Consider the following 17,663-nt stretch of genomic DNA (forward strand, 5'->3'; position numbering starts at 1 on the left):
AGGGTTTAAATTATATTCCGATTTTACTCTACAGTTTTCTTTTTCTTTCCTTTGGGAGAGGAGGGTCTACTTACGGTCTGCTTACAGCTACGAGCGAAGCGGTCTAAGCCCATAGGGCGACGGTAGCAAACGTAGTGAAGCTAAAGTAGAGCGTCGCCTTCCTTTGCGTCGTGCTATGCACTCGCCTTGTGCTTGCATTCTCTTTGAGAGCTGCCGAAGGCAGACCCTCTCCCGTCTACTTGTGGCTGCTAGCGCAGCGACGCAGAAGCCCTCTCTAAAACCTACTGCACGTGAGAAGTTGTTGCGCTATGCGCAGGTTTATCTGGCGCTAATGCGCCGCACGGTTTTAAATTTTACAAGGGGCAAAATTTGACGTTTTCAAGATACGGGTCTCGGCGGGTAAAATTTGAAGTTAAATTTATAAATTTAGCCAAATTTGACTTCAAATTTGAGTATAAAACGATAAGGCGAAGTATCGCGAGATGGATTTTTACTTCGCTATGCTCGTAACGCTAAAGCGAGAAAAGGCTTTGCTTCCCTTACGGTCGCAGCTGTAAGCAGAAGCGACGTAAAAATTTAGCGTAGGCTGGAGAAAGTAGTCCGCCGAGCTAAATTTTTACTAGCTCCGTTAAAGACGATCGCGAGACAAGCCGCTTCAAGCAAAAGTTATTGCGTTATCGCGCTTTGCTTCGCCTTATCCTTCGTATCTACCCAGATATTTGGCACCGCTCCGCCGGGCGTTAAAAATATCTTCGCGTCGTTGTTTTCGCGTAGCGCCTCGTTAAATTTACCCTGCGTCTCGATCTGCTTTAAATTTAGCAAATTTTGATCGAGGCTTTTTGCGACCTCTTTGTTTGCGTAGGCTTGCGCGTCGGCTTCGATCTTAGCAGCATCCGCACGACCCTGAGCCTCGATGATGGCGGCCTTTGCCGTACCTTCTGCGAGGGCTGCTTTTTTGAGCGCCTCTTGATTTGCGCGCTCTACTTCGTATTTGGTTCGCTCGGCCTCTTGCTTAGCGATTTGTACGCGCTCGATCTGCTCTTTTACCTTTTCAGGCAAGATAATCTCGCGCAGCTGCACGGTTAGCAGCTCGACGGGTTTATTCGGTTGCGCGTCGATATCCTTGCGGATACCCTCGTCGATAGCCGTGGCTAGGTCGTTTCGCTTCGTCGGTAGCTCCTCGGCGGTGTATTTACCCGCGATGCTGCGCACAACGTCGCGTACGACGGGATCGACGATCTTGTTTTCCCAGCTAAGCCCCCAAGACGCGATCGTTTGAGGCGCATTTTCCGGATTTAGGCGGTACTGCACGGTGATGTCGATGCTAACAGGCAAGTTTCTCGCGTCCAAAACGGAGATCGAGTTTTTGCGTATGATGCCCGCTTGAGCCTGTGCGCCGTACTTTTGCGCAGCCTCGCCCATATCTTCGCCTGACGTGTAGTTGATGAGGCGAACGCGCGTATCGACTACGATGACCTTTTGCAAGAACGGGATAAAGAAGTGCAGTCCCGGCTGCATCGGAGACGGGTCGTATTTACCCAAATTTGATTTGATGCCCACTTCGCCCGAGTTTATCGTGACGAAAGGCTGCGTGAGCGCGATCACGGCCACGAGCGCGATGATGACGTAGGCAAAGGCCGAAATTTTGCCAAATCCTTTAAAATCAGGCGTTTTAAAATTTACTTTTGGGCCTTTACTCTCGCCGCCGTTATCGTCTCCGCCGCCGGAGCCTCGTTTTTTATTAAAATAATCATTCAAATCTGCTGGCATTTCGTTCCTTAAATGTAAGTTAGCATCGAGGCGTATTTTGGATTGCGTCCGTAAACTACGTCAAAATACGCGTCTTGTAGGCGTTTAGTTACCGCTCCGCGCTCGCCCGCGCCGATAACGCGGTTGTCGATATTGCTTATCGGAGTGACCTCGGCCGCCGTACCCGTGAAAAACGCCTCGTCCGCAGTGTATGCGCGGTCGCGAGTGATGCGCTCTCTGCGCACCTCGATGCCTAGATCGTGAGCGATTTTGATGACGGTGTCTTGCGTGATGCTAGCTAGGCTGCTGTCGTTTGGAGGAGTGATTAGCGCGCCGTTTTCCACGATGAAAAAGCACTCGCCCGGCCCCTCTGAGATGTAGCCCTCGCTATCAAGTAGCAACGCCTCGTCGTAGCCCGCCTCTTTGGCTTCGTAGTTTGCCATTTGCGAGCAGAGGTAGTTCGAGCTTGATTTCGCGCGGCTCATTTGGCCGCCGACGTTTAGTTTAGCAAAGCTCGAAATTTTCACGCGGATGCCTTTTTTAAGCCCCTCTTCACCTAGATATGCACCCCACTCCCATGCGGCGATTGCCGTATTTACGGGGGCTTTGGTGTGAGCTAGACCCATGATGCCGTAGCCTAGGTAAACGATCGGCCGCAGATAGACATTTGATTTAAAATTATTTGCGCGAAGCAGCTCGACCTGCGCGTCTTCAAGCTCTTTTTGCGTGTATTTGACGTTTAGGATCGTCATTTTGGCTGATTTTAGCAGGCGCGCGGTGTGATCGCTAAGGCGAAATATCGCTAAGCCCTTATCCGTCATATAGGCTCTCGTGCCCTCAAATACGGCGTTTGCATAGTGAAGCGAGTGGGTTAGGACATGAACTTTAGCGTCCTCCCATTTGACTAATTTTCCATCCATCCAGATAAATTCGGAAGGGTTCATTTGGCATCCTTTTTTATAAAATTTGCTGAGTGTAGCTAAAATATCTTTAAAATTTAATATCCAAGGCCAAATTTGGCTCTGTTTGCGGTCAAATTTACGCACTTTTTGTGAGACTTTTTGAGTCACTTAGGGTCAAATTTGAATACAAAACGACGGGGCGAAGCATATGGCAAAAACTGCTATTTTTCTAAAATAATCCTAGTCGCAGCAGGATCTACGCACTCTTTATCCATTATAATTTCGCCTATCTCCCTTGCTCTTATCACGCCCGAGAGCGGGTTTTTCACGCTAGCTATGCCGCCTAAAATTTCTACGTCCACGCTTGAGTACTCAAAGGCTAGCGTGGTATCTAGCGTCTGGCAGCCGCGCAGTACGAGATTTTGCACGTAGCAAAGCCCCTGCAAGCTTTCTATCACGCAGTTTTCAAAGGTCACGTTTTTGCTGTTCCACGCGAGGTATTCGCCGCTGATGAAGCTGTTTCGCACGGTCACGTTCTCGCAGTTCCAAAAAGCGTCTTTGCTAAGCAGTTTGCTATCCTCGACGAGCAGGTTCTTACAGCCGTCAAAGCCGTAGTTCCCGTCCAAATTTAGCCCGTAAACGCGCACGTTTTCGCAGTTCATCGCAAAATAATCCCCGCGCGCGCAGACGTTTTTTATTTCCACGTCCGCGCAGCTCCACAGCGTCTCCTCGGCCTGGGTCAAATTTACGTTTTCTAGCCTCACGTTTTGGCACCTGCGGAAGGATTTTGGCGCCTGGATTAGCGTATCTTTAAAGCTCACGTCTCGCGCGTACCAGATGCCCGCGCGCGCCGTTTGCATCAAAAACCCGTCCTCCACGGCGACGTTTTTGATGTACCACAGCGGATATTTCCACTCGAAAGTGCAGTTTTTTAGGCGCAAATTTTGCCCGTGTTTTAGCGGGGACTCGCCTGCCGCAAACCCGCACCGCTCAAATTCCGCGTCCTTTGCGTCAAACATCGCGCGCTCGCCGATAAATTTTTGCTCGACAAATTTTTGCATATTTCGCCTCCGTCGTTTTTGTTGATTATATCGGTTTTACGGCAACAAGGGTGTAAATTTTAAAAATCTGAGCAAAATTTATGAAGCAAACGGGTAAATTTAAGCAACAGTAAAAATCCAAGCGTTCAGGCATTGCTATTGTCTTTCGGAGTCCTATTTTCCTAAACGCTTGGCAGGAAAAGGTAAGATTTAGACTAGCGCAAAGGATGGAAACGCGAGCCTAAATTTTACCTCTTACAAGATCAAATTTGATCTAAATTTAAAGCCTGCGACCCGTCAAATTTGAGCGGGCAAATTTAACCCGGCCGCAAGCGCAAAATCCAAATTTACCAAAAGCGACCCCGAACCGAACCGGCCGGGAGCCGCTAAATTTTACTTCTCAAACGCCTTTTCTAGGCTAAACGGAAACGCTTGATAGCCCATCGCGTTTGTCATTTTGATTTCTATCGACGGCTCTTTTGCGCCCCATTCAAACTCGTTGATGTGAGGACTAGGCACGCCGACCGGGCGACCTTTGGCGATGTCAAACTGCATGCCCGCGACCGCGGAGTAAACCATCACGCTATCTAGGTCGTCTTGATACTGCGCAAGCGATGTAACAGAGCTGTACCACTCGCTACCGCGCTGTTTGCCGTATTCCCAGACCTGCTCGACGGTCTTGGCGTTCTCGTCGATTTTATAAACGACCGCGCGGGAGTATTTCATACCCGCCATCGCAGGCTGCTCCATACCGCGGGTGTCGCCGTTGTCAAAGACGGTGAGATACACTACGCCCTTTTTGGACTTGCTATCGATACGGAATGCCGTGTGCTGCGTCCACTGCCAGTCAAATCCGCCCTTCTCGCTCTCATATCCCGGGCATTTTGAGTATTCGTCCTCGCAGACTATTTTTTTGCCGTTTTTATCCACAGGCTGAAGCAAATAGCCCTTGAACTGATCTTTCCAGCCCTTGTGCGCGCCCATTATCCACTTGACTTTTTTGTCGCGGCCGATCTTGATGACGGCATCTTGGTGGCGGCTGGAGATGATGATACTATCATCAGACGGGTCGTAGTCCACGCTATTTACGTGCGCCCAGTTGCGTCCAGGGCCCGAACCCACGATGTCGCCCCATTTTTCGTTCGTATCCATCGCGGCTAGCTCGTCCGTGCTCGCGGTGTGGCCCGCCTTGCTAGCGTCGATATTTAAGCATACCGCGCCTTGGTCGAGCGTTTTTAGCACGATGTCGCGGTACGGATCTAAAATTTCATACAGCCTAAAATCATCTACGACGTTGCCGTCTCTATCGACCTCTACGATGACGTCGCGCACGGTGCGGACGTTTTTGCCGTCGGCGCGCTTATAGTTGGCGTTTGCCGCGCGGAGGAAATAGTGTCCGTTTTGCGCCACGTCCATAGAGTGCGAGAAGTCGTTGTAGCCCGCAGGTAGCTCGCGGTTAAAGATTTCTCGTCCCATTATGTCGTATTTGGCGTATCTTTGGCCATATCCCCACGTCATCGCGCCGTCGTCGTTTTGCTTAAAGCCCATCATGACGCCCGCGCTAAAGGGCTGCTTGAGGTCGTAAATTTTACTAGGTTCTAGATACCAGCGCACCTCGCCTTTGGTGTCTAGCACGAAGTTGTTTGGGCTGTAGTTCCACTCGATCGCGCCGCCTGCGGGGTTGTTCCACACGACTTTGGTGCCCTTGCCGGTTTTATTTACGAAGTTATTTACGTAGTAAAGACGGTTAGCAAATTTCGCGCTCGGAGCTTTTACGACTTCGATTTTGTCAAACAGCGCGCCCTTTTGAGACGGCATACCCGAGCTCTCTAGATAAATCGCCGGAGCGTAAATTTTATAGCTTTCTTTTACGTGCTCGGTTTGGCCCTTATAAATTTTATCATACTCGACCTCGACGGTATTTTGATAGTCGGGGTAGAGCCCGAAAACCGGGATTCCGCCGTGCGTGCGAAGGTGCTTGTCCGCGACTTTATAGCTGATAACTTGACCGCCCGGTTTTGGCACGATAGTGACTTTCGCGTTTGCTAGCGTGTAGCCGCCGTTTTTGATCACCGCCGTTAGAGGCGCGGTGTCGTACGGGTTTACGACTACTTCGCCGATTTTACCCGGGATGCCGTAGTCGATGTGCGAGCCGCTAGGTCCGCCGATAGCTAGCGCGGCCGTGCTTAGACCGCCCAGAAGCGCCACAGCTAGCGCAAATGAGGAAAGAGTTCGCTTCATCTTATTCTCCTTTGAATTGGTTTGATATCGTAATTTTAATCAACCTCGCTAACGTAAAAATCACGCGTTTATTAAAACTAGCTTAATTATAAAAAATAATTTCAAATTTTAGCTTTTGCGCCAAAATTTAGCCGAAATTTCATAAATTTAATCTAAAATTTATCTTAGCGTGAGTTTTGCGGCGGCGAGAGGATATAAAATTAACTCAAACGAAATCATTTTAAGGAGCACTCCATGAACCTACTTTCTAAATTTAGCAAAGGCTTTCTAGCAGTCGCGATGTTTGGCGCCATAAGCGCAGCCGCGTTTACCGAGGGCGAGGACTACGTCAAGCTAGAAAAACCGCTATCAGTAGAGCAAAACACGCTAGTTAAGGTCTTTAGCTACGCTTGCCCGTTTTGCTATAAATACGACAAAACCGTAACGCCAAAGGTAGTTGAGAAAATTTCCGGCTTAAAATACGTACCGTTTCATCTAAAAACCAAGGGCGAATACGGCGAGCTAGGAAGTAAAATTTTAGCCGTTTTAGCCGTAATGGACGAGGAAAAGGGCGTGAGCCTGCTAGATGAAAACTCGCTGTTTAAAAAGGCTAAATTTGCCTACTACAAAGCCTATCACGATCAAAAGCAGCGCTGGAGCGACGGCAAGGACGAGGCTGCGTTTTTAAAGACGGGGCTTGATGCGGCGGGTATCAGCGAAGCGGACTATCAAAAAAAGCTAGAGGATCCGAAAGTCGCCGAACTACTTAAAAAATGGGACGAAAGCTACGACGTAGCCAAGATCCAAGGTGTGCCGGCCTTTGTCGTAAACGGCAAATACCTCATCATGACGAAGTCCATCAGCTCCATCGACGGCATGGCGCAGCTAATAGAAGAGCTGCTCAAAAAATAGGGCGCGGGCATGAAATTTGCGGAAAAAATAGCGAAATTCGCAGACAGCCGTCTGCCGTGGGCGATCCTCGTAGCGGTGAGCGTGGGACTCGTGATCCTCGCGCACTCGCTGTTTCAAAACTACGTCTATATGCCGCCTTGCGAGCAGTGCGTCTATATCCGCTTTGCCTTTTTGTGCATGGCGCTAGGAGGCCTGGTCGCGATCGTAAATCCTAAAAATTTACTCCTCGCCGCACTTGGCTACCTGTTAGCGTTTTGGGGCGCGATCCAGGGCATAATGTATAGCGCCAAACTAATCAAAATCCACGACGCCGTCCACGGAGACGATCCCTTTGGCGTGCAGGGCTGCTCGACCGAGCCGCACTATCCGTTCGGACTGCCGCTTGAAAAGTGGGCGCCTGACTGGTTCTTGCCTACGGGCGACTGCGGCTACGATAATCCGATGGTTCCCGACGGCGTCACGCTAAGCAGCTTTCAGAAGTATCTCGTCGATCTTTATGGGGACGGCTGGTACCTGATCCCATCAAGCAAATTTATGTCGATGGCCGACTGCACGCTTATCGGCTTTGGCGTCTGCTTCGTCGTGCTCGCCACGATGTTTATTTGCAAAATTTTAACTCTGAAAAAAGCTTAAATCGGTCTAAATTTAGACCGATTTTGCTATACTCGCCGCATGAGAGCCTTACGCGAACATAATTTTAAAATTTACTTCATCATCATTTTCGCAAGCCTTTTCGTGGTGCTTTTGGGCGTGAAAAACTACGAGGACGCCAAGGCGCAGATCAAGGCGCTCGCGGATAAAAACAAGATCGCCGCTAGCGAAAATATCGTCGGGAATTTCTCGTTTTGGCTAGACGAGCGGCTGCACTCTTTGGTCCGCGCGGCTAAATTTATAGAAAACGCGGGCATCTCGCAAGATAGCGAAAAGCTGGGCGGCCTCATACGGCTTTTTAAAGAAAACTCCGCGGAATTCGACGCCTTGCAGTTTTTGCGCGAGGACGGGGAGATCTTCGTGGACGGCAAGGAGCTAGGCGAGAACGAAGCTATGCCAAAGAGTCTGCGCACGGGGCTTGTGTGGTTTGAAGAGACCAAAAGCACGCTAGCGCCCACGGTAAATTTTATGCAACGCCATAAAATTTTGGGCGAGCCGACGCTAAATTTATGCGTGCCCGTGCTGGACGGCGGCTCGTTTGCGGGGGTGTTTTGCGGCGTGGTGAAGCTGCAAAACATACTAAAAAATATGGAAAAATTTAAGCTTGCGCCCGATTCATACGCCTTCATCGTCACTCACGGCGGCGAAATTTTAACGCCGATGAAGGATGCCGCACTAAAAAAGCAGATCGAGGATAAATTTAAAGAGCTTTTTTTGCGCGACGAGGACATCACGAGCCTAAATATCGGATCAAATTTTATCTCCGTCGCCGAGATCCCCACGCTAAACTGGTTCATCGGCGCAGGTACGGATAACGAAAAGGAGCTCGCCGCGCTACTCAACTCCGTGCTAAAAAACGCCCTCATCCTGCTTTTTGCGTTCGCGGCGCTGGCGCTGGTGGCAAATTTCCTCCACAACTTTATGTATTCAAAAATCAAAAATCTGCAGGACGACTACGAGGCCCTGCTAAAGCACAAAGCGCGTATGAGCGAGGCGGGCGAGCTAATCAGCGGCATCAATCATCAGTTTATCCAGCCGGTTAATTCGCTAAATTTGATGATCTCAAGCTTGCTTATGCTGCAAAAAGACGGCAAGCTAGACGCCGCGACGCTAGAGAGTATGCTGCAAAAAGGCCAAGCTGCGACCGTGCTTTTAAGCGATACGATCGAGATTTTTAGAAATTTTTATAAAAGCAGCGACAGCCCGCAAAAATTTAGCGTGCAGCGCTGCATAAAAGACCTGCTAAAGCTCATGCACACCGAGCTTAGCAAGGCAAACGTCTCGGTAAGCCTGCGCGAGTTTAAAGACGAAGAGGCCACGCAGCGGATGGGCATCGTGCAGCAAATTTTACTCATCCTCATTCACAACGCCAAAGACGCAGTCGTGGAACGGTACAAAGACGAAATCACCAAGCGGCAAATTTTTATCGAAGTCAAATTTGAAAACGGCATGTGCAAAATATCCGTCACAGACTACGGCAGCGGCGTGAGCAAGGCGGCTCGGGATAAAATTTTAACCCAGCCAAAAACCACCAAAAAGCAAGGAAGCGGCATCGGGCTGTATTTTGGCAAAAAGCTAGCAAACAAAAAGCTCGCAGGCGACATTAGGCTTCTAAGCGCGGGCGATCCGACGACGTTTGAGCTGAGCTTTGAGATAAATTTAAAGGAGTGAGATGCAAGAGCACTTAAAGCTGCTTAAAGACCTGACCGTCCTCATCGTAGAAGACGACGAGATCGCAAGAGAGCTGCTAATAGGCGGGCTAAAGCCCTACTGCCTAAGCGTCTGGGGCGCGGCGGACGGGCTGGAGGGGCTGGAGCGCTTTAAAAAGCTAGCTCCCGCCGTCGTCATCACCGACATCCACATGCCCGCGATGAACGGCTTTGAGATGATAAAAGAGATACTGCGCATCAAACCCACGCAAAAATTTATCGTCTTTACCTCCTACGATACCGACGACAACCTCATCAAAAGCATTGAACACGGCGCAGCGTCATTTCTAAAAAAGCCCGTCGATATCGCCGCACTCTGCCGCCTGCTCGTGGCTCTAACCTACGAAAAGGGCGAAAAGCTCGTGCGCTTAAGCCCACAAACCAGCATAAATCTCGCCAAAGAAAAAATCTACAAAAACGGCGAGGAGATTTATCTATCATTTTTGCAAAACAAGCTCTTTTGGCTCTTTGCGTATAATCTAAACAAGCTCGTAAGCTACGAGATGATAGAGGAGTTCGTCTATGAGGGCGAGCTGCCTAGCAAGGGCGCGATACAAAACGTCGTGCTGAGGCTAAAGCGGGAGCTGGGGGTGAGGTTTAAAAATATCAGCGAAAGTGGATATATACTGCTAAGCGGCGATCAAATTTAACTTTGCGGCTTGTCTTTTTGCCCTATACGGCGCCCGATTTCGCTGCGGGCTGCAGTCACGTATTATATATACGCTCCTTTGCCCTTGCTTATCCGCCTTGTCTATGACAAAAATACTTCGCCTTGTTTTTTTGCAGTCAAATTTTGGGTCAAATTTACAAATTTGAGTTGCCGAGACCCGCCCCTCAAAAATGTCAAATTCGAGTTTTTAAATTTGTAAATTTAGCAGGATATGAGATAAATATTCCAGACGTCGGTAGGCGTAGTTTAAATAGCTTTTGATTAGGAGTGACGGGAGCATACATATAGTATGTGACCGAGCGCCTTAATCAAAAACTACTTTTGAAATCCGTCAAGCGCGGGGAATCTCAGATTTTTAAATTTGATTAATTTCGCTGCTACGCGCATTATACACAAACCAACTCAAAATCATCACCAAACAAAACGCCCCAAACGCCGCAAAAAACGCAAAATTCGCCCACGCATAAATTTTGATAAATCCCGCCTCGTTTGCCGCGCTAAAATCAGGCGCAAAAAGGCTCGGATAAATTTCGTTTAGCGGTAGCGCGAAAGGAAAGCTAATCTCGCTAACGCCACTAAAATCGCTCGTAGAGTAATCAAGCCCAAATATCACGCCCAAAAAAATCAGGAAAAATCCCGCGAGCTTGATGCCAAATACCTTAGGCGCGCACATCGCTACGCATACGCCAAACGCCGCAAACAGCGTCGCAAAGCGTAGCTTTACTACGAGAGCGTCAGCTACCGTGCCGCCTAAAAACAGCTCGCACAAGATAAATTTGACCGCCAAAATCGCGAGCAACGCCGCCCAAAATACCCGCCTTCGCTGCAAGTTATAAACAAAGCAGACAAAGCCCTTGTTTTCGATATTATAGTCCATTATTTTGCTAGCAGCTCCCTCACTGCCGCCGCCATCGCGTCTACCGAACCGATCGCCTTCACGTTGATCAGGTACTTACCGCCGACCACGTATGCGGGCACGCCTTGGATCTTCGCCACGTCGTAGCTATCGTCCCATGTTTTTAGGATCTCTTGCGCACGCTCGCTGGCTAGAGCCTTGTCGTAGTCCGCGTCGTTCACGCCTGCCGCGCTAAGTGCCTCTTTGATAAACCTAGCCTTATCTTTGCCGCCGTTAAAATCGTCGTCCTTATCGTGAGTGGCCTTGTAGATCGCAAATTTGGCCTTTTTAAATTTAGACTTGTCGCTTAGCAAACTAACGTCGTTAGCCTCGTCCAAAACGATCATCGCTGCAAAAATTTTGCTCGCCGTTTCGCCCAGCTTGCCTTTGGTTTTTAGGTGGTACGGGATAAATTTGACTCCGTCTAGCTCGCTAAATAGCTTCGGCGTGACGGTTCGGTCAAATTTATAGCAGTGGACGCACTCGTAGCTAAAGACCTTTACGACGCTATCTTTTGGTACGCTTAGAGGCTTTTCTAGCGTCTGATAGTCCGTGCCCTCCTCTAGCGCGTTTGCACCGATGCCGAGCAAGCAAACGGCGGCTAGAGCTCGTATAATCTTGGAGATCGCTTTCATCGAATTTCCTTTACGGTAATTTTTAAAGATTGTATAAAATAAAGGGTAAATTTGAGATTAAGCGGGCTAAGCTCGGCAAATTTGACGGGTTAAATTTGACGGCGTTGCGGATAAAATTTCGGCAAGCGGGTTAAATTTAAACAAAGCGGCGAGCCGAATTTTCTCTCAAATTTTACTCGCCGCAAAATCCTAAATCCAGCCGCTCGCCCGATTTTGACGGCGGCTAGAAAAACTAAACCGGAAAGGTCAAATTTAATAGTTAAAGATATTCGGATCGATCACCAGCGCGCGGTATGCCACGTCGTCTCTAGACGCGGACTCCACGTCCATCTCAAATTTGACGTCGTTGCTCTTCGGATCGATCTCCACAAGCACCATTTTGATCGTTTTATCGGGCTTTAGCAGATAGACGTTCGAGCTTGAGATGAAGTAGGTGCTTTTATCCTTTTGCCACTCCACGATGCTCGTAACCGCGCTATAGAAGTCAAATCCGCGCTCCTTGCCAAACTCCCACGTCTGCTCGACGGTGCCCTTTTGCTCGTCGATCTTATACTCGACCGCGCGTGAGTATTTTTGCTCTTTTAGCGCAGGCTGTTCCATGCCGCGGCCGTCGCCGTTGTCAAATACGCTGATGTGCTTAACTGGGCCCTTGTTGTCGTAGCGCGGAGTTAGCCACGCGGTATGCTGCGTCCACGACCAGTCGAAGTCGCCCTCGCATTTTGAGTTTTCGCACTTGATTTTGTTGCCGTTTTTATCCACTGGTACTAGCACTTTTTCCTTAAAGTCTGCGCTCCAGCCCTCAGGCGATGCGAGGATCCATTTTACCTTTTTGTCGCGGCCGATCTTAACGATGCCTTGGTGGCGAAGCGAGAGGATGATACCGTCGTCGCTAGGATCGTGCGAGATCGAGTTTACGTGCGCCCAGTTGCGTCCCGTGCCGGTCGAAGTCACGTCGCCGAATGGCAGATCGTCGCTGATCTTGATCTCTTTGGCGTCCATGTCGATATTTAGGCACACGGCGCGAGCGTCAAGAGCCTTGATGAGGCTGCTGCGGTAGACGTTTTTGCCGAAAATTTCATTCAGATCCCACTCGTCCACGACCTTGCCGCTGCCGTCCACTTCGATGATGTGATCTCTGATCGTGTGCGAGATCCTGCCGTCTGCGTGGTGGTAGTTGTATTTGCCGACGCGAAGCAGTAAGTGATCACCCTTTAGCGGCATCACCTCGTGGCTAAGGTCGATGTAGCCGCGCGGTAGCTCGCGATTATACACCTCCTTGCCCATCATATCGTAGCGCATATATCGCTGTGCCATACCCCAGCTCAGATCGCCGTTTGGCAGCTGATGAAAGCCCATCATCATGCCGCCGTCCATAACCCTGCGCTCGCTGCGGTCGTAAAATTTCTGATAGTCCAGATACCATCTGACCTCGCCCTGCGTATCGACGACGAAATTTTCGGTGAAATCATTCCAGCTAGCGGCACCGCCGTTTTTCCAATCAAGCGGCTTATAAACGCTCGTGATGGTGTTGTTGATGAGATAGAGTCTATTTTTAAACGCAGGATCGACCTTTTTAACCTTCATCTTTTGCATATGGCTAAATCTATAATCACGGCTATACGTCACGATCGGCTGAGCGTAAATTTTATACTTTTCGACCTTCTTTTCGCCGTTAAAAACGTAGCTTACCTCGACCTCGTTTAGATAGTCCGGATACAGCCCCCAGATCGGCACGCCGTCATGCGTCAGTAGCGCATGCTCGGAGACGTTATAGGCGATGTCGATGCCGCCGTTAGGTTTGCCCAGAACCCGCACGTGGATATCCTTGATGTCCTTGCCCGCACGATCAATAACGGCCGTTAGAGGCGCCACGTCGTATGGGTTGATAAACACCGAGCCAAGCTCGCCTTGGGTTTTTACCTGATGTGCCAAAACGCCCGCACTCGCAGTCTGCGGCACCGCTATAAACGCGCCGCTTGCCAAAGCCGCAGCCAAAACGATAGAACCGAAAAAATTCTTACGCATATTCGTTCCTTTTGGGTAAATTTATCTAATTTTACTACCACCGAATCACATAATAATCATACTAGCTTTAAATTTTACTTAAATATCAAATTTAAAGCTAAATATTAATATAAAGGCTTAAATTTTAACGCACAAACGAGCTGGGCAACTGATTAATTTTTGATATAATTAGTTTCTATTTATCAAATTTAAGGAGAAAAAATGCCTTTCATAAACGTAAAAATGGCAGGCCCGGAGCCGACAAAAGAGCAAAAGCAAAAGCTAGTCGAAGAGATGACCGAAACTATGGTACGCGTACTGGGTAAAAGTCGCGAACGAGTGCAAATTTATATCGAAACATACGACGCAAGCTCGATAGGCTCGGGCGGCAAGACGCTTGAGGAGATTAGAAAGGAGCAAAAATGAGCGAATTTTCTAAAGAAGATTTGGAGCGAAAAATCACGCTAACAGCGGGCGATACGGCGCCCCAGTTTAGCCTAGAAAACAGCGACGGCGTAAGCGTGAGCCTAAAAGACTTCGTCGGTAAAAACGTCGTGCTGTACTTTTATCCAAAGGACAACACCCCCGGCTGTACGACCGAAGCATGCGAATTTAGCGCACTTTACGACGACTTTATAGCCAAAGATACCGTGATCGTAGGCGTTAGTCCCGATAGCGTCAAGTCGCACGCGGGCTTTGCGCAAAAACAGAGCCTAAAACACATCCTGCTAAGCGACCCCGCGCACGAAGTCGCCAAACTCTACGGCGTCTGGCAGGTAAAGAAAAACTACGGCAGAGAGTATCTAGGCATCGCGCGCTCGACCTTTGTGATCGGTAAAGACGGCAAGATCGCGAAGGTGTATAAGAGCGTGAAGGCCAAGGAGCATGCGGCGAAGGTGCTAGCTGATCTTGTTAAATAAATTTGCTTAGCGGCTTGGCTTTTGAGCGTCTTTGAATGAGTTTGCAAAAATATCGCTGCGGCAACCTACGTGGTTAGCCTTGCTCATTTTTGCTTCACAACATTCAAATCCATCTCAAAATACTTTGCCTTGTTTTTTACGTTCAAATTTGAAGTCAAATTTTGTAAAAATCTGGTTTTAAATTTTACCCACCGAGACCCGCACCGCAAAAACGCTAAATTTAGCTTAGTTAAGTTTTTGAGTTTCTTTGAGCAAAAACAACCGCTCAAGGGTTGTTTTTGCTTTATTGTAAGGGTGGGGGCTTAAATTGCGAAGTCGCTCCCCCCCCTTTAATCCCCCCCCCTACGACGCTTTTAAGGTGGCGACATAGCTTTGCTGACGCAAAGCGTCGCGAGTTTAAGCGATATGGGTCTCAGCGGATCAAATTTAAAATATTCCCCGCAAATTTAATCTAAATCCCGTCAAATTCCAGCTCAAATTTTTGATAACGATTATTTTCTAATTATCAAAATATTTATAATGGAGGAGTAATATTTCAGTTATTAAATAATTTTAAAGGAGAAAAAATGGTTAGGTTACAAGAAAAATACGGCCTTTTTATAAACGGCGAATTCGTCCCCGCAAGTAGCGGCAAGACACTAGATACCTTTGATCCGGCCACCGGCAAAAAGCTAGCCGCGATCGCGGACGCGAGCAAAGAGGACGTGGACGCCGCGGTCAAGGCCGCTCGAGAAGCGTTTAAGACGTTTCGCCATAGCACTGTGAGCGAGCGAAGCAAAATTTTGCTCAAAATCGCCGATATAATCGACGCAAACAAGGACTTTTTGGCCGCGGTCGAGACGATGGATAACGGCAAGCCTATCCGCGAGACGCTAAACGTGGACGTGCCGTACGCGGCGGAGCATTTTAGGTATTTTGCAGGCGTGATCCAGGGCGAAGAAGGCAGCGCAAACGTACTCGAGGAAAAGCACCTCTCGCTAATCTTGCGCGAGCCTATCGGCGTCGTAGCACAGATCGTACCGTGGAATTTCCCGTTTTTGATGGCGGCGTGGAAACTAGCTCCAGTCATCGCAGCCGGCGACACGAGCGTGCTAAAACCGTCGTCTGAGACCAGTCTGAGCGTACTCGAGCTAATGCGCCTCATCAAAGACGTGCTACCAAAAGGCGTAGTAAACGTAATCACGGGCAAAGGCAGCGGCGCCGGAGCGTTTTTGCAAAAACATAGCGGCATCGACAAGATCGCATTTACCGGCTCGACAGAGATCGGACGCGAGATCGCTATCTCGGCGGCTGAAAAAATCATCCCCGCAACGCTCGAGCTAGGCGGCAAATCAGCCAACATCATCTACGCCGACGCGGACTTTGATCTAGCTCTAGACGGCGTTCAGATGGGCATTTTGTTTAACCAAGGGCAAGTTTGCTGCGCGGGCAGTAGGATATTTGTCGAGGAGAAAATTTACGATAAATTTATCGCAGCGGCTGTGGAGAAATTTAAAAATCTAAAAGTCGGCGATCCGCTCGATCCAAAGACGCAAATGGGCTCTCAAATTAACGCCAAACAAGCCGCCAAGATCGTCGAGTACATCGACATCGGCGTCAAAGAAGGCGCTAAAATCGCCGTCGGAGGCAAACTAGCGGCCGCAGGCGATAGCTTCGTCGAGCCGACGCTGCTAGTGGACGTGAGCAACGATATGCGCGTAGCCAGAGAGGAGATCTTCGGCCCGGTAGGCGTCGTGATCAAATTTAAAAACGAGGACGAGCTCATCAAGATGGTAAACGACAGCGAATACGGCCTGGGCGGCGGCGTCTTCACGCAGGACATCACTCGCGCCATCCGCACCGCTCGCGCGATGGAGACGGGCCGCGTGTGGATAAACTGCTACAACCAGATCCCGGCGGGCAGCCCTTTTGGCGGCTACAAGAGCTCCGGCATCGGCCGCGAAACGCACAAAATCATCCTTGAGCACTACACTCAGATGAAAAATATCATGGTAAATTTGACGGGCAAGGTTAGTTCGTTTTATTAAAATTTGCTAGCACAAATTTGGGTCGGGCGATTTGCTCGGCCTTTTGTACGGGTTTTTAATTTTTTGAATTTGACGAAGCTCTCGTAAATTTGCATAAATTTAGAACCGATTTTATCCGCGTAAATCTCAAATTTAATGTTAAATAGCCTATTTTGCACCGAAATAAAATCGCCCTCTAGGCTGCAAATTTTATCATCAAATTTTGGCCGAATTTAGCTTTATGCTTTTACATTGCTAAATTTCTAAATTTTAGAAGCCTGGCTCTCGCGACTCATCACGAGTTTTTCGCAAATTTGCCGAAAAACGACACCCCAAGCCCGCCTGCGCGATCACGTCTAAAAGCTCGTCCGCGCGCGTAGTATAAATACCGTCCGCGCAGCTCGCGCCTCTATCAAAAAACGCCTTGGATACATCGAGACGGTCAAACCGACGACGATGACGTCGGCACCGCTCTTTTTTAGGCTCAGGATCCCCTCTGGCGTGTCCTTTTTGATAGTGTGACGACGGTTATGCTGAGCTGAGATTGTCGGCCGCCCCGATCGCGTCGGCAGACTCTTCTTGCGGTAAAAATACTTGAGCTCATTGACTTTTAGTGCGCTCTTATCAAGCTCCAAGATACGAAAATCAAGACCGTTTTTTTATCATAAATTTGATGTAAGGCGCCAGCGCACCCACGATAATGCCAAACGAGCCGCACTTGATAGCTAGCTCTTCAAAATGATCGGCCTAAATTTGGTCGCATACGGACTACCCGAGCGTTCGCAGCACGTCTGTGAAAGCGTGTTTAGACAGGCTATGGGGATGGTTTTTTGATAGGGCTGTCGCTGGATAGATCTTTTAAAAGAGCTTTACGTTTTGTCGCAGATGTTACCGAAATTTAGCATTATCGTAGCTTGTGACGGGCAGCAAACGGCCTGCGGAAAGAACTTTGGCAGAGTGTAACTCACGCCGCAAACGCCGCTGCTTAGCTTTACACCCGTTAAAAAATAGCCCGACCGCGACGCGCTGTACGCTTAAGTTTTCCATTTCGTCGCCCAATTTTTTATAAATTTAGCTTAGGTTGTCGCTTAAAATTTGACTCGCGATAGACTCCCTTGCTGATATAGGTAGCAAAATTACGGAAATTTTACAGCAAGCGGTTTGAAATTTTATTAATCCATATCGTAGCACGCTGCGGCGCAAATTTAGTCAAATTTCAATGCTAAAAGCTAAAAACAATTTGAACTCTGCGCAAAACCTTGAACGTTTAAAAAGTATCTTGCCATATACAGCTATAAAGAGGTTATAAAAATAATTGTCTTTTTTTAGAAAGAAGTTTGGATTTTAAAA

General features: G+C 48.7%; 15 protein-coding genes. 8 read left to right on the forward strand and 7 right to left on the reverse strand.

The window, feature by feature from the left end; translation table 11 throughout:
* Positions 1 to 369 precede the first annotated feature (369 nt).
* Positions 370 to 510, forward strand: coding sequence for a hypothetical protein (locus H7R39_RS04235; protein WP_185898091.1), 141 nt, complete (start codon positions 370 to 372; stop codon positions 508 to 510).
* A gap of 156 nt (positions 511 to 666) precedes the next feature.
* Here the strand turns inward: H7R39_RS04235 and H7R39_RS04240 are convergent, their stop codons facing one another.
* From H7R39_RS04240 to H7R39_RS04255, 4 genes are all read right to left on the reverse strand, one after another.
* Entirely contained in the window at positions 667 to 1,770 is a 1,104-nt protein-coding gene (locus H7R39_RS04240) for an SPFH domain-containing protein (protein WP_122863408.1), read from the reverse strand.
* Positions 1,771 to 1,778: 8 nt separating this feature from the next.
* Entirely contained in the window at positions 1,779 to 2,693 is a 915-nt protein-coding gene (gene ilvE / locus H7R39_RS04245; RefSeq protein WP_185898092.1) for a branched-chain-amino-acid transaminase, read from the reverse strand.
* Between the two features lie 179 nt (positions 2,694 to 2,872).
* Complete coding sequence (locus H7R39_RS04250) at positions 2,873 to 3,712, reverse strand: DUF3737 family protein (RefSeq protein WP_185898093.1); 840 nt, start codon at positions 3,710 to 3,712, stop codon at positions 2,873 to 2,875.
* A 372-nt stretch (positions 3,713 to 4,084) separates the two neighbouring features.
* Positions 4,085 to 5,932: an aryl-sulfate sulfotransferase gene (locus H7R39_RS04255; RefSeq protein ID WP_185898094.1), complete on the reverse strand. Its 1,848-nt coding sequence runs from the start codon at positions 5,930 to 5,932 to the stop codon at positions 4,085 to 4,087.
* A 234-nt stretch (positions 5,933 to 6,166) separates the two neighbouring features.
* Between H7R39_RS04255 and H7R39_RS04260 the strand changes: the two genes are divergently transcribed.
* From H7R39_RS04260 to H7R39_RS04275, 4 genes are read left to right on the forward strand one after another with little or no spacing between them, the layout of a single operon-like run.
* Positions 6,167 to 6,823, forward strand: a complete 657-nt coding sequence (locus H7R39_RS04260; RefSeq protein WP_185898095.1) for a thiol:disulfide interchange protein DsbA/DsbL — start codon at positions 6,167 to 6,169, stop codon at positions 6,821 to 6,823.
* Between the two features lie 9 nt (positions 6,824 to 6,832).
* The gene (gene dsbI / locus H7R39_RS04265; protein ID WP_185898096.1) at positions 6,833 to 7,456 is read left to right on the forward strand and encodes a protein-disulfide oxidoreductase DsbI; all 624 of its coding nucleotides are present in this window, start codon (positions 6,833 to 6,835) and stop codon (positions 7,454 to 7,456) included.
* A gap of 39 nt (positions 7,457 to 7,495) precedes the next feature.
* Positions 7,496 to 9,145: a sensor histidine kinase gene (locus tag H7R39_RS04270; protein ID WP_185898097.1), complete on the forward strand. Its 1,650-nt coding sequence runs from the start codon at positions 7,496 to 7,498 to the stop codon at positions 9,143 to 9,145.
* 1 nt (position 9,146) lies between these two features.
* On the forward strand, positions 9,147 to 9,833 hold the full coding sequence (locus tag H7R39_RS04275) for a response regulator transcription factor (protein ID WP_185898098.1): 687 nt from the start codon (positions 9,147 to 9,149) through the stop codon (positions 9,831 to 9,833).
* A gap of 375 nt (positions 9,834 to 10,208) precedes the next feature.
* Here H7R39_RS04275 and H7R39_RS04280 read toward each other — a convergent pair whose 3' ends face one another.
* The 3 genes from H7R39_RS04280 to H7R39_RS04290 form a co-directional block, all read right to left on the reverse strand.
* The gene (locus H7R39_RS04280; protein ID WP_185898099.1) at positions 10,209 to 10,730 is read right to left on the reverse strand and encodes a disulfide oxidoreductase; all 522 of its coding nucleotides are present in this window, start codon (positions 10,728 to 10,730) and stop codon (positions 10,209 to 10,211) included.
* The gene (locus tag H7R39_RS04285; RefSeq protein WP_185898100.1) at positions 10,730 to 11,383 is read right to left on the reverse strand and encodes a thiol:disulfide interchange protein DsbA/DsbL; all 654 of its coding nucleotides are present in this window, start codon (positions 11,381 to 11,383) and stop codon (positions 10,730 to 10,732) included. Before H7R39_RS04285 ends, H7R39_RS04280 begins: the two co-directional genes overlap by 1 nt.
* Positions 11,384 to 11,635: 252 nt before the next feature.
* Positions 11,636 to 13,408, reverse strand: a complete 1,773-nt coding sequence (locus H7R39_RS04290) for an aryl-sulfate sulfotransferase (RefSeq protein WP_185898101.1) — start codon at positions 13,406 to 13,408, stop codon at positions 11,636 to 11,638.
* A 201-nt stretch (positions 13,409 to 13,609) separates the two neighbouring features.
* Here H7R39_RS04290 and H7R39_RS04295 point away from each other — a divergent pair, with 201 nt between their 5' ends.
* The 3 genes from H7R39_RS04295 to H7R39_RS04305 all read left to right on the forward strand — a co-directional run bounded on the left by H7R39_RS04295 (position 13,610) and on the right by H7R39_RS04305 (position 16,334).
* A complete protein-coding gene (locus H7R39_RS04295; RefSeq protein ID WP_185898102.1) occupies positions 13,610 to 13,813 on the forward strand; it encodes a tautomerase family protein in 204 nt (67 codons plus the stop codon).
* Positions 13,810 to 14,307: a thioredoxin-dependent thiol peroxidase gene (gene bcp / locus H7R39_RS04300; RefSeq protein ID WP_185898103.1), complete on the forward strand. Its 498-nt coding sequence runs from the start codon at positions 13,810 to 13,812 to the stop codon at positions 14,305 to 14,307. Before H7R39_RS04295 ends, bcp begins: the two co-directional genes overlap by 4 nt.
* A 566-nt stretch (positions 14,308 to 14,873) precedes the next feature.
* Entirely contained in the window at positions 14,874 to 16,334 is a 1,461-nt protein-coding gene (locus tag H7R39_RS04305; protein WP_185898104.1) for an aldehyde dehydrogenase family protein, read from the forward strand.
* Positions 16,335 to 17,663 lie beyond the last annotated feature (1,329 nt).

The sequence above is a fragment of the Campylobacter massiliensis genome (genome assembly GCF_014253065.1).
Classification (GTDB): Bacteria; Campylobacterota; Campylobacteria; order Campylobacterales; family Campylobacteraceae; genus Campylobacter_A; species Campylobacter_A massiliensis.